Annotated in this window: 10 protein-coding genes and 2 pseudogenes; 6 read left to right on the forward strand and 6 right to left on the reverse strand. The window is 68.5% G+C overall.

Annotated elements, in window-relative coordinates; all coding sequences use genetic code 11:
* Window positions 1–395: 395 nt before the first annotated feature.
* Complete coding sequence (locus tag MSM1_RS15960; protein WP_213444240.1) at window positions 396–1,388, forward strand: APA family fibronectin-binding glycoprotein; 993 nt, start codon at window positions 396–398, stop codon at window positions 1,386–1,388.
* Between the two features lie 195 nt (window positions 1,389–1,583).
* On the forward strand, window positions 1,584–2,624 hold the full coding sequence (locus tag MSM1_RS15965) for a zinc-binding alcohol dehydrogenase family protein (RefSeq protein WP_213444242.1): 1,041 nt from the start codon (window positions 1,584–1,586) through the stop codon (window positions 2,622–2,624).
* Window positions 2,625–2,645: 21 nt separating this feature from the next.
* Here the strand turns inward: MSM1_RS15965 and MSM1_RS15970 are convergent, their stop codons facing one another.
* Window positions 2,646–3,410, reverse strand: a complete 765-nt coding sequence (locus MSM1_RS15970) for a CPBP family intramembrane glutamic endopeptidase (protein WP_213444244.1) — start codon at window positions 3,408–3,410, stop codon at window positions 2,646–2,648.
* Window positions 3,411–3,581: 171 nt separating this feature from the next.
* Between MSM1_RS15970 and MSM1_RS15975 the strand changes: the two genes are divergently transcribed.
* Complete coding sequence (locus MSM1_RS15975) at window positions 3,582–5,057, forward strand: acetyl-CoA acetyltransferase (protein ID WP_213444542.1); 1,476 nt, start codon at window positions 3,582–3,584, stop codon at window positions 5,055–5,057.
* A gap of 128 nt (window positions 5,058–5,185) precedes the next feature.
* Window positions 5,186–7,324, forward strand: coding sequence for an NAD-dependent epimerase/dehydratase family protein (locus tag MSM1_RS15980; protein ID WP_213444246.1), 2,139 nt, complete (start codon window positions 5,186–5,188; stop codon window positions 7,322–7,324).
* Window positions 7,325–7,480: 156 nt separating this feature from the next.
* On the opposite strand, the gene MSM1_RS15985 is transcribed toward MSM1_RS15980, so the two are convergent.
* The 3 genes and pseudogenes from MSM1_RS15985 to MSM1_RS15995 all read right to left on the reverse strand — a co-directional run.
* On the reverse strand, window positions 7,481–8,164 hold the full coding sequence (locus MSM1_RS15985) for a DUF72 domain-containing protein (RefSeq protein ID WP_213444249.1): 684 nt from the start codon (window positions 8,162–8,164) through the stop codon (window positions 7,481–7,483).
* 31 nt (window positions 8,165–8,195) lie between these two features.
* Window positions 8,196–9,848 carry an IS607 family element RNA-guided endonuclease TnpB gene (tnpB, locus tag MSM1_RS15990; RefSeq protein WP_213444251.1) on the reverse strand — a complete coding sequence of 551 codons (1,653 nt, stop codon included), beginning with the start codon at window positions 9,846–9,848 and terminating at the stop codon, window positions 8,196–8,198.
* Window positions 9,845–10,111: pseudogene (locus MSM1_RS15995) on the reverse strand (IS607 family transposase); the annotation flags it as partial. The gene tnpB and the pseudogene MSM1_RS15995, both read right to left, overlap by 4 nt.
* Window positions 10,112–10,202: 91 nt before the next feature.
* On the opposite strand from MSM1_RS15995, the gene MSM1_RS21975 reads away from it, so the two are divergent.
* Window positions 10,203–10,910 (forward strand): transposase, encoded by a 708-nt coding sequence (locus tag MSM1_RS21975; RefSeq protein WP_307857410.1) that lies wholly within the window; start codon window positions 10,203–10,205, stop codon window positions 10,908–10,910.
* Window positions 10,841–11,755, forward strand: coding sequence for a transposase (locus MSM1_RS21980; RefSeq protein WP_307857411.1), 915 nt, complete (start codon window positions 10,841–10,843; stop codon window positions 11,753–11,755). Before MSM1_RS21975 ends, MSM1_RS21980 begins: the two co-directional genes overlap by 70 nt.
* 2 nt (window positions 11,756–11,757) lie before the next feature.
* Here MSM1_RS21980 and MSM1_RS16005 read toward each other — a convergent pair.
* Both MSM1_RS16005 and MSM1_RS16010 read right to left on the reverse strand, forming a co-directional pair.
* Window positions 11,758–12,081 (reverse strand): annotated as a pseudogene (locus MSM1_RS16005) (recombinase family protein); the annotation flags it as partial.
* A gap of 118 nt (window positions 12,082–12,199) precedes the next feature.
* The gene (locus tag MSM1_RS16010) at window positions 12,200–12,835 is read right to left on the reverse strand and encodes an endonuclease (RefSeq protein ID WP_213444253.1); all 636 of its coding nucleotides are present in this window, start codon (window positions 12,833–12,835) and stop codon (window positions 12,200–12,202) included.
* Window positions 12,836–12,892 lie beyond the last annotated feature (57 nt).

Raw genomic sequence — 12,892 nt, forward strand, 5'->3', positions numbered from 1 at the left:
CCGGGTTCGGACGCGTGGTGGCATCAATCGCCATGATGTTACTGGACGGTAGCTAGCCAGGGAACTCCGGGCCGGCACGACGCGCGCACCATTTGGATAAATATTCGGCCCTAACTTGGCTTTAGCGTGGCCCTAACTAGCCCTTAGCGGGGCGGCGGAGTCCTGTGCTTCGGGTCTGCTTCGGGACCGTTTCGAGACCGTTTCGAGACAGCTTTGAGGTTGCCCCGTGGCTACCCGGTGGCGGTGGCGGGTCCGTGTCGGCCCCGCGCCCGCCCGCCGAAGCGGGGACCGGAGCGGGATACGTGTGGCTGCTCGGGTGCGCACCAGCGGGGCAGCAATCACATCGTCAGCAAGCCGCACTTGCGTCACGGAGGTAACACGGTAGGTTTTTCGGCATGAAGCACGCGGATCCGAACTCGACGCGCCGCGACGGCCCGTGGGTAGCGCTGGCGGTCACGGCGGCGGCCAGCGCGGCCGCTGTGGCCATCGCCGTACCGGCGCCGTCGGCGATCGCGGATCCCACACCCCCGGCGCCGGGCACCACGACGGCGTCGCCCTCGCCGGCCCCCAATGCGGCGCCGGATGCCGCGCCGGGGCCTGCCGATCCCAACGCGCCCCCGCCTGCGACCGACCCGAACGCCGTCCAGCCGCCAATCGAAGCGAACGCGCCGGATGCCGGCCGGGTCGACAATCCCCCCGGTGGATTCAGCTTCGTCATCCCCGCCGGCTGGGTGGAGTCAGACGCTACCCACCTCGACTACGGCTCGGCGCTGTTGAGCAAGCAAATCGGCCCCGCCCAACCCGGGCAGCCGCCGCCGGTCGCCAACGACACCCGGATCGTGCTCGGCAGGTTGGATCAGAAGCTCTACGCCAGCGCCGAAGCCGACAACGCGAAGGCGGCGACGCGGCTGGCCTCGGACATGGGCGAGTTCTTCATGCCCTACCCGGGCACTCGAATCAATCAGGAAAGCACGCCGCTGAAGGCCAACGGGATGACCGGCAGTGCGTCCTACTACGAGGTCAAGTTCAGTGACACCAGCAAGCCGAACGGTCAGATCTGGGCCGGCGTCATCGGCACCACCGCCCCCAACGCGGCCAGCGCCTCGCCGCCGCAGCGCTGGTTTGTCGTATGGCTTGGCACCGCGAACGACCCCGTGGACAAGCCTGCGGCGGTAACACTGGCCCAGTCGGTGCGGCCCTGGGCGCCACCTCCACCGCCCCCGCCGCCGGCGCCCCCCGCACCCGCCCCTGGCGCTCCGCCACCGGCACCCCCCGCACCGGCGCCCGCGGCGCCCGCCGCCGGTGTGCCGCCGTCGGCACCCGCGGGCCAAGGGCCTGCAAGCGGCCCCACGGCCGCGCCCGCGTCGCAGACGACCCGCGCGACCTAAGCGTTAGCGATACGGTTGGCACCGGGGCAGGGGCCCACGGCTACGGCGTTGCCTGGGCTGAGCCCCGGGCACGCCCTATTGGGCACCTTCCCCAGTGCTGTGGGGAATGCTATTGGGACCGCGGATCTTTCGGCCGGGCATGAGCGATCTTGGCGATCGGCTGTGCGCCGCCAGCGGGCGGGGCAGTATTGGGGCATGGTCATGGGGTCGACTAAAGCGACGATGAGTGCGTGGCGGGTTCGCCGGCCCGGCCCTTTGGACAGCCATCCGCTCGAGCGGGTGAGCACCGAGCTGCCGCGCCCCGGCCCCGCGGAGCTGCTGGTAGCCGTGCACGCGTGTGGGGTGTGTCGCACCGACCTGCACGTGACCGAGGGGGACCTGCCGGTGCGCCGCCCGGGGGTGATACCCGGGCACGAGGTGGTGGGGGAGGTTGTCGAAGTTGGTGCTGACGCCGGCGACGGCTTCGCGGTGGGGGACCGGGTGGGCATCGCCTGGCTGCGATACACCTGCGGGGTGTGCCCATACTGTCGGCGCGGCAGCGAGAACCTGTGCCCGCAGTCGCGCTACACCGGCTGGGATGCTGACGGTGGCTATGCCGAATTCGCCACCGTCCCAGCCGCTTACGCTCACCATCTGCCAAACGGATACAGTGACAGCGAGCTGGCGCCGTTGCTGTGTGCCGGCATCATCGGATACCGCTCACTGCTGCGCGCTGAGCTACCGCCCGGCGGCCGGTTGGGGATCTACGGATTCGGCGGCAGCGCGCACATCACCGCGCAGGTCGCATTGGCGCAGGGCGCCGAGGTCCACGTGATGACCCGGGGGGCGAAAGCCCGCGAATTGGCGTTGGAGCTGGGTGCTGCGTCGGCGCAGGAGGCAGCCGACCCGCCTCCGGTGCCGCTGGACTCGGCTATTCTCTTCGCCCCGGTCGGCGATCTGGTGTTGCCCGCGCTGGAGGCGTTAGACCGTGGTGGCACGTTGTCGATTGCCGGCATCCACCTCACCGACATCCCAAGGCTCAATTACCAACGACACTTGTTCCAGGAGCGCCAGGTTCGTTCGGTGACGTCGAACACCCGCGCCGACGCCCGCGCTTTCCTCGACTTCGCGGGCCGGCATCGCATCCGGGTCACCACTGTGGAGTACCCACTTGAGCAAGCTGATCGGGCGCTGTCCGACCTTTCCGCCGGTCGCATCGCCGGCGCTGCCGTGCTGCTGATGCCAGGGGCGGGCTGAGCCACGACTCACATGGACTCGTCACGTGGATAACTGCCACACCACAGCGGCCGCCAGAGCGCCCAACCCGTTGCACGACCAGTGCAGCGCAATCGGCGCGAGCAGGCTGCCGCTGCGCCGGCGCAGCCAGCTGAACACGAATCCGGCCGCCCCGGTGGCCAACACGGCCAGCAGCACACCGGCCAGCGTGCCGGCAACGCCACCGCCGAACAGCCGAGTGAAGCCGACATTGCCGCTGGTCAGCCGCAACGACGTCGCGATGTGCCAGAGGCCGAACAGCAGCGAGCCCCCCAGCGCGACACCACGAAATCCCCAGGCCCGCTGCAGCGCGCCCTGCAGCACGCCGCGGAATACCAGCTCCTCCGGGATGACGGTTTGCAGCGGGATGACGATCATCGACGCGATCAGCGCCCCGGAAATCGTGACGTAATGACTGTTCATGAACATCGGTCGGGTCAGCGGCACCAGCGCGCCCACGGCAATCGCCGACGCGACGATCCCCACCGCGGCCAGCGCGTAGGCTACCCCGGATTTCCAGTGATCCCGGTCAAGGCCGAGGTCGGCCCACCCAAGGCCGGTGCGCCGCAACAGAATCACCAAGCCAACGGCCGCCAGCGGTACCGCCACGATGCCTGCCCACCGGACGGTGAAGTGGGCGACCAGGTTCGTTAGCACCAGCACCGTCACGACAACGGCGACGTCAAGGCGAATCCGGAATCGGTGCAGCACCGATAGCTGCGAGGCCAGCGGGTGTGCCCCGCCCAGCCCGGTCACGTCGCTGAGCATTTGCCGCGAGTATACCCACGCTCCTGCCATCACCGGGTGGCGTCGCCCAGCGCCGGGATTCCCGGACGCCGGCCCCCACAGGGCGATTCGAGGGGTGTTAGGTTCGGGAACGTGTCGCGACGCCCCCGGCGCCGCGACATGATCGCGAAAGGTTTCGCAGTGCCCATCGCAATGCCCGTCGACCCCAAGACCCCGGTGTTGATTGGCTACGGCCAAGTCAACCAGCGCGACGAAACGGCTGGAATCGAGCCCGTCGACCTGATGGCGGCGGCCGCGCGGGAGGCCGCCGCTTCCCGGGTGCTGCGGGCCGTCGACAGCATCCGGGTGGTCAACCTGCTCTCGGCGCACTACCGCGACCCTGGACTGCTGCTCGCTGAGCGCATCGGCGCCGACAATCCCGCCACGACCTACAGCGGTATCGGCGGCAACGTGCCGCAGTCACTGGTCAACCAGGCGTGCCTGGACATCCGGCACGGGCGGGCCGGCGTGGTGCTCATAGCCGGTGGTGAAACCTGGCGCACCAAAACACACCTGCGTGCCCGGGGCGGCGAGCTGAGATGGACGCGTCAGGACGAGTCCGTTCCGATGGCCCGGGTTGTCGAGGACAATGTTCCGCTGGCCGGCCCGGCCGAGCTGCGGATCCGGCTGGACCGGCCGGCGTACGTCTACCCCATGGTTGAGCAAGCGCTGCGCATCGCCGCCGGTGAGCCGATGGAGGATCACCGCAGACGCATCGGTGAGCTGTGGGCACGGTTTAACGCCGTGGCGGTGCACAATCCGCACGCGTGGATCCGCCGGCCCGTCAGCGCTGACGATATCTGGCGGCCCAGCTGGCAGAACCGGATGATCAGCTGGCCCTACACCAAGTTGATGAACTCCAACAACATGGTCGACCAGGCCGCCGCGCTGATCCTGACCTCCGTTGAGGAAGCGGCTCGCCTCCAGGTGCCCAGCGAGCGCTGGGTCTATCCGCAAGCGGGCACCGACGGGCACGACACCTACGCCATCGCCGAGCGTGCCGAGCTACACCGCTCGCCCGCGATCCGCGTCGCCGGTGCGCGGGCGCTGGAACTGGCGGGCCTGAGCATCGACGACATTGACTATGTCGACCTCTACTCGTGCTTTCCCTCCGCCGTCCAGGTGGCCGCCGCCGAGCTCGGGCTGCCGATTGATGATCCCGCCCGCCCGCTGACGGTGACCGGCGGACTGACCTTTGCCGGTGGTCCGTGGAGCAACTACGTCACGCATGCCATCGCCACCATGGCCGAGCTGCTGGTGGCCAACCCCGGTCGGCGCGGGCTGGTCACCGCCAACGGCGGTTACCTGACCAAACACAGCTTTGGTGTGTATGCCACCGAGCCACCGCGGGAATTCCGTTGGGAAAACCCGCAGCCGGTGATCGACCGAGTGCCCGCGCGGGAGGCGGTGACCGAATGGGAGGGCGTCGGCACCGTCGAGGCGTGGACCACACCGTTTGATCGGGAGGGCCGGCCGGAAAAGGCGTTTCTGGCGATCCGCACGCCCGGTGGCGCGCGCACCCTGGCCACAATCGCCGACCCCGCAGCGGCCGAGGTGACGGTGCATGAGGATATCGCCGGTGCCAAGGTCGCGGTGCACGCGGACGGCACCGCGAATTTGCGGTGTTAGCTCCGCCACACGGTGAGCGGAGAACATTCCGCGGGCCGGCGGTGTTTTACAGGCGTGTCAAAACTTCCAGACAAACCACGCCGCCATGCCTATTGTCGATATAGGCACCGGGTGAGGCAGGTGACGCTGTGCGGATCCTAGTGACGGGGGTCAGCGGAGCGGTCGGGCGCTTCGTCGCGCGACAGCTGGTGGCCGCCGGCCATGTGGTCACCGGGATCGCGACGCGCCCGGATGATCGCCTTAATCCGGAGGTCTCTTTCGTGTGCGCGTCCCTGAGTGATCCGGTATTGCAGCAGCTGGCCGACGAGGCCGACGCGGTGATTCACCTTGCCCCGATCGAGGCCAACGCGCCCGGCTGTGCCGGCATCACCGGTGTTGTGCGCGTCACCGACGCGGCGGCCCGCGCGGGCGCCCGGCTGCTATTCGTGTCCCACGCCGCGGGGGAGCCCCAGCTGTACCGGCAGGCCGAGTCGCTGGTGTCCACCAGCTGGGGGCCCAGCCTGATCGTGCGGATCGCGCCGCCGGTGGGCCGCCAATCCGACTGGATGGTGGCCCGCACGGTGGCGAGCTTGCTGCGATCCAAGATGTCGCCGCAGCCGGTGCGGCTCGTGCACCTTGACGACCTGGCGCGCTTCCTGGTGCTCGCGGTGGCCACCGATCGCACGGGCAGTGTCGACCTCGCGAGCCCGGATGCCACCAACACGATAACCGCGTGGCGGCTGCTGCAACGGGTCGGCCCGCGGCGGGTGCATGGGATTGCCACCTGGACCCAGTTGACACCCGAGATGGATGTCGCCGCGGCGCAAGAGGAGTGGACGTTCGAGTTCGGTTGGTCGGCAACCGAGGCGGTTGCCGACACCGCGCGCGGGCTGGCTGGGCGCCGGCTCCAGGCAACCGGCGCCACGGACCTGCCCGGCCGGGTGCCGCTGCCGGTCGAACCCCGGCCGCGGTTGCAGCCCGCCGACGGCACACCCCTGCAGTGCGCCGCGCCGGAGGGCTTGGAGGGCGAGTTCGACGACCGAATCGATCCGCGGTTTCCGGTGTTCAGCGCGACGTGCCTCACCGGGGCGTTGCCCGGGCCGCTGACCCCGCTGACGCTCGACGTCCAGCTGGCCGGCCTGCGGGCAGCCGCCCGGGTGATAGGTCAGGCGATGACACTCGGGGGTGTGGTGGCCGGTGAGTGGGAAAGCCGGGCCATTGCGGTGTTCGGACATCGACCGTACGTGGGGGTGTCGGCCAACGTGCTCGCCGCAGCCCAGTTGCCCGGCTGGGATCAGTACGCCGTCGCCGCGCAGGCCGCTGATGGCAAGCCGCGCGGGCCCAACCTGCTGCCGCTAGGTCAGCCACGGCTGGCAGGCGGGCTGCTCGGGTCGGCCGCCAAGTCGCTCGCCCTGGCACGGTCACTGGCGATGGCCCGTCACCTCAAGGCCGACACTCAGGCCTACAGCGCGGCCGCGATGGGCGAGCACGTCGAGCCCGCGCAGCTGGCCGAGCTGTCAGACGCCGGCCTGGAGGTGCGCATCGGGTTACTGCGCGATCGGATCCATCAGGGCTGGAGTCTGATGGCGCTGTGGCTGATCGACACCGGTGTCACCGCGGCGATGCTGGAGCACACCCGCGCGGGTGATATCGGCGGCGTAGCCGGGATTGGCGCGATTCTGGAAAGCGACCGCATCGCGGCCGAAATCGCGCCCCTCGTGGAGATGCTGCGGGGCGATCCGCGACTGGCGGACGCGGCGCGTGACGGTGACGTCGAACGATTCTGCGCGTCGTCTGACACGGCTGCTGCGGCTTTGCGGTCAGCCGTCGCCGGGCTCGCGCATCGCGGCCCGGGCGAAGCGGAGCTGGCCAACCCGACATTCGGTGACAACCCGGCGATGCTTCTCAAAACCGCCGCCGCCGTCCCACCCGCCGCGGGGCCGCCCATGAGCAGGTCGAGGCGGTCGGAGCGGTGGGCCGCCAATGCCCGGTCTTCCCGGGAGCAGGTCTACGACGCCACCATGCGATTTACCCACGAACTGCGGATGGCGTTGCGTGAGCTGGGATCTCGACGGGTCCGTGCGGACCTCATCGATACCGTCGATGACGTCTACTACCTGACCAGCGACGAGCTGGTGACGATGCCGTCCGACGCCCGGCTGCGAGTCAAACGCCGGCGGGCCGAGCGGGAACGCTTGCAGGCGCTGCGGCTGCCCGACGTCATCAATGGCGCCTGGCTGCCCATCCACCTAAGCCCTGCGGGCTTGCCGGTTGAAATGGCGGGGTAGACACGGGCCTTCTTTCTCGCGTCTGCTTTTTCTTTTCCCGGGTCATCGAGTGCGCTCCACCGGACACGTCGTCGCGGTACCGGCCGCAGCCGACGACGGGCTGTTGCCCACGAATTCTCTGGCCGAAACGGAGGCCGCGGTGGGGCCGCGGCCTGGTCAGCTCACCAGCTGGCGCAACGCCAACGCGTTGCGGACGGCGTGCCCGCGTACATCGTTGTTGAAATACACCCAAACATCCCGGCCCTTGTCACCCCATCCGGCGATCCGATCGGCCCAGGACCGCAGCTCGTCCGCCGAATACGACCCCGCGTACCTCGTGTCTGGGTCCGCCCCATGCATCCGGACATACACCAGGTCGGTGGTAGCGCGCGGGGTGCATGCCAGGCCGGCACCGCTCATCACCACATAGGCGGCGCGGTGGCGTTCCAGCAACCGGTACACCGCGGGATCGTTCCATGAGGGATGCCGCAACTCCACGGCGACCCAGATCTGGGCCGGCAGGACGGCCAGAAAGGCGGTCAGGCGAGCCTGCGACACACTGTCGCGGTGCTGGTCGGGATGCAGCTGGACCAGCAGCACCCCGTGGTGATCGCCCAATGCCCGCCAACAGCGCTGAAACCGCTCTATCCACGGTTCGGGCGAGGCCAGCCGGCGGTAGTGCGTCAGCCCGCGATGCGCCTTGACCGACATGGTGAACCGTGCCGGCAGTTGCTCACGCCACCCGGCGAAGGTCGCATCCGCGGGCCAGCGATAGAAACTGGAGTTGAGTTCCACGGTGTCGAACACCTCGGCATACCGGGCCAACCGCCGCGCCGGCGGCAGCCCCGGTGGGTAGAGCACCGTTGCCGTTGAGTGTGTTTGAGTTGCACGCTCATGCGGCGTCCCCTTGCGGGGTTTGGGTTTTGGCCTCTCCGCATCCGGCCCCGCGCGGGCGGGGTCTTACGGATGCTCCGCCGGCACCGGATGTTCCGGTGTCCGCGCCATGGCCTGTGCCAACCGATGCGGTTGGCCCGGGTACCGGTGGGGCCGTGGTCCCGACTGGACCACAACTGGCGTGATCCGGCCAGTCACGGAGATTAAGCGCGGCGTTGCGATCACGGTCGACGACGTCGCCGGTGCGCGGACACACCAGCAGCTTGTCGATGCGCCCTTTGCCGATCAGCCGGCACGCGGTGCCGTCGGGTTGGGCGCAGCCGTGATGGATCTGGCTGGATGGGAACCAGCGATCCGCCACCGTGAGCACCGCGCCGTGGCGGGCGGTTTTGTAGGCCAGCATCGGCCTGATCGAACCCATCGCCGCATCGCAGACGGCGCGCCGGTAGGCGCGTCGTCCCATGCTGCGTTTCATGGCGGCCACGTCGAGGTCTTCGATCACGATGTGGCCATAGCCGCCGGCCAGCTCGGTGGTGAGCCGATGGGCGGCTTGCCGCCGCAGGTGCACGCACCGGCGATCCAGCCGGGTCAGCTTGGCTTTCGCTGCCCGGTGGCCGCGCGATCCGGGGATGCGGCGGGAAAGTTCACGCCCGGCCCGCCGCCGCGCCGCCAGGGTGGCTTTCAGCGGGACCGGATTTGGGTACTCGGTAATGGTCTGCTCGCCGGTGGCGGTGTCGAGGGTGGCGACGGTGGCCAAAGCGCGCACCCCGAGGTCGATGCCGGCGACCACGGTCGGCGAGGCCACCGTGGTCGCGGTGGCCGGTGTGCGCAGCGCGTAGCCGATCGAGACGAACAACCGGCCCCAACGCTGCGACAGCGTCACGCTCAGAATGCGGGCCCGCCCGGAAGCGACATGCCGTTGCACCCGGCGGGTGTTCTCCTTGGATCGCAGCGGCCCGATCACGGGCACGGTGATGGTGCGCCGATCGTCCTCGACTCGCATGGTTCCGGTGGTGAAACGCACCCGACCGGGATCGCGGCGCGCGGATTTGAAACGCGGAAAGCCCACACGGCGACCTCGCCGTGTGCCGTTGCGGCTGGCCGACCAGTTCTGCAGCGCCCGCGCCAGATCGGCCAGCCCTGAGGAGTAGGCCTCTTTGGAATTGTCGGCCCACCACGGCGCGACCATGTCTTTGGCGCGGTTCCACGCCCACCGCAACGAACCCAGGTCCCAGCCCACCGGCTCATGGCCTGGATCGGCAGCTTTGGCGTCCAGGTCGGCCTTCACTTGGGCCAGGCCCCAGTTGAACGCCTTGCGCCGCGCGCCGAAATGCGAGCGCACCAACCCGGCCCGATCCGGCTCTATGGGCCATTCGACCTCAAACTTGGCCGCTGTCACCGTCCACCCGGTGGGCAACAGCGCACCGGGCGAACCCGTCTGGGCGCAGCCCTCGGCGTCGCCATCGAACAGCTCGAACAGTACTGACACCGACTCCACCGCCGCCCGGTGCGCCTGAAAGTCTGCGCCGATATCGACATACCGGGACCACGTCGGCGTCCCATCGGGTTTCGGCTTGCCCGCCAGATGCGCCCCGCCGGTGGCCGCGGCCACCTTCGCGGCCTGCGCCCGGGTGCGCATCCCGACGATCATGCCGCCCGGCCCGGTCCCTGTTTGGTGGCCGTCAGCGCGCGCATCGCCCGGTTCCGTGCCCCGCGCCGCCCATACAGCCGGGCGCACATCGACGTGAGGACCTCGATCATGTCGCGCACCAGATCATCGGTCGTCTCCCCGGGGTCGGCCACCACGATCCGCCGCCCCTGCGCAGTCAACGCCGCCTCCAGATGCTTCACCCCCAAGCGGGCCAACCGGTCGCGATGCTCCACAACAATGACCTTCGCATCCGGGTCTGACATTTAGCCTCGGTGTGAGTCCACGGGCAGGTCCGAGGGTCCGACTGGGACATTTGGTGATCCCTGAGATTTGAGCGGCCTCCCGTGGACTTTGGTGTCTGGTCGTGCGGTGTTGTTGTTCGGGAACTTGGAGCCAGCCCGTGGTGTGGACTCCTGCTTAGAGAATGTCTGGACCGTGGCCGTGGCGCTCAGTCACCTGGTGATCTGGAAGAGCTTGTGGCAGGAGGGTTGTGCAGTGGCATTGACGTTGGGGATCGACGTCGCGGTCCGGGCGGCGCATCAGGCGACGCTGGCCCGTGACGGCAAGACGGTGTGGCGGGGCCGTAAGTTCTTGACCCGCCCCGACGAGCTGGAGCGGGTGTGGGCCGATGTGGGTGCCGAGGATCCAGGCGAGCTGACGGTGGTGCTCGAGCCCACCAGAAACGCCTGGATTGTGGTGGCGGAGTGGTTTCGCCGGCGCGGCGCGAAGGTGGTGATGGTGCCGACGACTCAGTCAGCGGACCTGCGCAAGTACTACTCCAAGCACGCCAAGAACGACCGGATCGACTCAGAGCCGTTGGCCCGGCTGGCGCTGCTGCGCCCTGAGGGATTGCGTCCCTACACCGGGCAAGGCCCAGCTGATCCGTTGCGGCGGCTCACCAAGCAGCGTTCCACGATGGTCAAGCGCCGCACACCGCGGTCTATGCCCGCCTCGACTCCCTCATCGAGCTGCTGGGACCGTCCTGGTATGCGGTGCTCGGGTCGAACTACGGCAACGCCGCGCTGCAGTTTCTGGCGCACTACGCCAATCCCCACGCAGTGATCCGGCTCGGCCAGGCCAGGCTGGCCAGGTTTCTCGCCACGCGGTCCCGTGGCGCCTGGCGTGACGAGCATGCCGCCGGCCTGATCGTCGCGGCCAAAGAAACCCTCGCCCTGTGGAATGTCGACGGCACCGATGGGATGAGCTTCGCCGAACTGGCCGCCGACATCGCCCACGAGGCCGAACAAGCGCTGTTTTTGACCCGTCAGATCAAAGAGATCGACGAACGGATCGCAAACCTCTACGCCCAGGCCGACCCGCAGGGGATTGTCGCGTCCGCGCCCGGCCTCGGAGCCACCATCAGCGCGGTCATCGCCGGCCGGATCGGTGATCCGCACCGGTTCACCTCGCTCGCGGCGATCCGCGCCTACACCGGACTGGTTTCGAAAGTCAGCCAATCGGGGGTGGCCAAGACCGAGTCGTCGATCACCAAGGCCGGCGACCCGCTGCTACGCGAAATGCTTTACACCGCAGCCGATCAGGCGCGCAAAGTCGATCCCCAATTTGCCGCGAAGTACCACCGTCTAATGGCCGGGGACCGCCACCATGACTCGGCGATCTGCCACCTGGCCACCATGCTGATCACCCGCATCGCCACCTGCATGCGCAACGGGCAGCCCTACCAACTGCGCGACGTCGATGGCACCGCGATCACCGAATCGGAAGGCCGAGCCATCGTCAAAGACGCTACCAACTCGATCCCCGCCGCCGCGACCACGTCCGCCACAAACTCATGCGCCAGCGCCGCAAAAAGGCGGGCCAGGAGTCACAGGAGTCGCCACGCGCTCCAACATCCCAGCCCGCTAAACGCAAGCCTACGAACCCCCAAGTGGCTTGACTTCAGTTAGGAACTCAAAACCCGGTGCAGCTTCGGGCGTTTGCCGTTCAGCCCCGACCCGACCTCGGTAACGACCTGCCCCACCGCCAGATCCCGCTCGGTCACCCACGCCGTCAACCGGGCCACCTGGCGATCCAAATCGGCGCGCTGATCATGGCTGGACACCCGGGCATAGATCACCACACTGTCCGCCGCGCCCCCGCCGGCCGGCGTCGCGCGCACCAGAACCAGCCGGCCCACCCGCCCCGCGGGCACCGGCAGCGTTCCCTCCCGAAACCAGCGATAAGCCGTATGCCGGTTCACCCCAACCGATCCGGCCCAATCCGCCAGATTCACAACACCAATTCAAACACACTTACGCACACTTAACTACACTCAACACGCAACAGTTCGCAACCCCCGTCCAGTGGTCGTAGGACCAGCCAGAGGTGCCGATGTGCACGCTCACGGCCGGTCAGCCGGTCACCTGGCTGCGCACCTTGTCCTCTAGGGAGAATCTCACCAATGCGGCCGCGAGACGCGCGTTAGCCTGCGGAGCAAGGGATCCCAGCGCTGCCGGATCGGTAGGCAGACCAAGTGCCTCGGCCGCGGCGATGGCGCGTTTGTCAAAGTAGGGCCGCACCCAGGTCCAAACGTCTTGGACTTCTCGCAGGAAGATCGCCGCCCCAACATCGCCGATTCCGTTGAACTGCTTGAGCATGCGGGTCGCCGCCCGCACATCGTGCCCGCTGCGCCGGGCGATTTCCCGCAGATCACCGGAGTACTCGTCACAGACTCGCTGAGCCATGCCGGTGAGACGGGTGGCCGAGCTTTCGTCATAGCGCACGTAGTGGGCGCGGGCGAACGCGCTGATCACGGTGTGACGATCGGCGGCCAGCACCGATTTCGGAGTGCGCAACCCCGCTTTGAACAGTTCCCGGGCGGCGCGCACGGCAACCGTGGCGCTGATCGGCTTGCTGGCCAGCATGCACAGCATAAGCAGCTGGAACAGCGGCATCGGCTTGTCGCCCAGGCGGATTCCGGCCTCTGCCGCATGCGTGGTGCCGGCGACGTCGAGCAGGCGTTGCACCAGGCGCTCACACGAATCCATATCGTCGAGCCCCTATCACCGGGTCCATCTCGTCAAGGCCGTCTCGTCAGGCCCGCG

Source organism: Mycobacterium sp. SM1 (assembly GCF_018361265.1).
GTDB lineage: Bacteria > Actinomycetota > Actinomycetes > Mycobacteriales > Mycobacteriaceae > Mycobacterium.

Excerpts from the sequence above, each read along its gene's own strand:
- MSM1_RS15960 (WP_213444240.1), top strand. The coding sequence starts at position 396 with ATGAAGCACGCGGATCCGAACTCGACGCGCCGCGACGGCCCGTGGGTA.
- MSM1_RS15965 (WP_213444242.1), top strand. The coding sequence starts at position 1,584 with ATGGTCATGGGGTCGACTAAAGCGACGATGAGTGCGTGGCGGGTTCGC.
- MSM1_RS15970 (WP_213444244.1), bottom strand. The coding sequence starts at position 3,410 with ATGCTCAGCGACGTGACCGGGCTGGGCGGGGCACACCCGCTGGCCTCG.
- MSM1_RS15975 (WP_213444542.1), top strand. The coding sequence starts at position 3,582 with ATGCCCGTCGACCCCAAGACCCCGGTGTTGATTGGCTACGGCCAAGTC.
- tnpB (WP_213444251.1), bottom strand. The coding sequence starts at position 9,848 with ATGATCGTCGGGATGCGCACCCGGGCGCAGGCCGCGAAGGTGGCCGCG.
- MSM1_RS16010 (WP_213444253.1), bottom strand. The coding sequence starts at position 12,835 with ATGGATTCGTGTGAGCGCCTGGTGCAACGCCTGCTCGACGTCGCCGGC.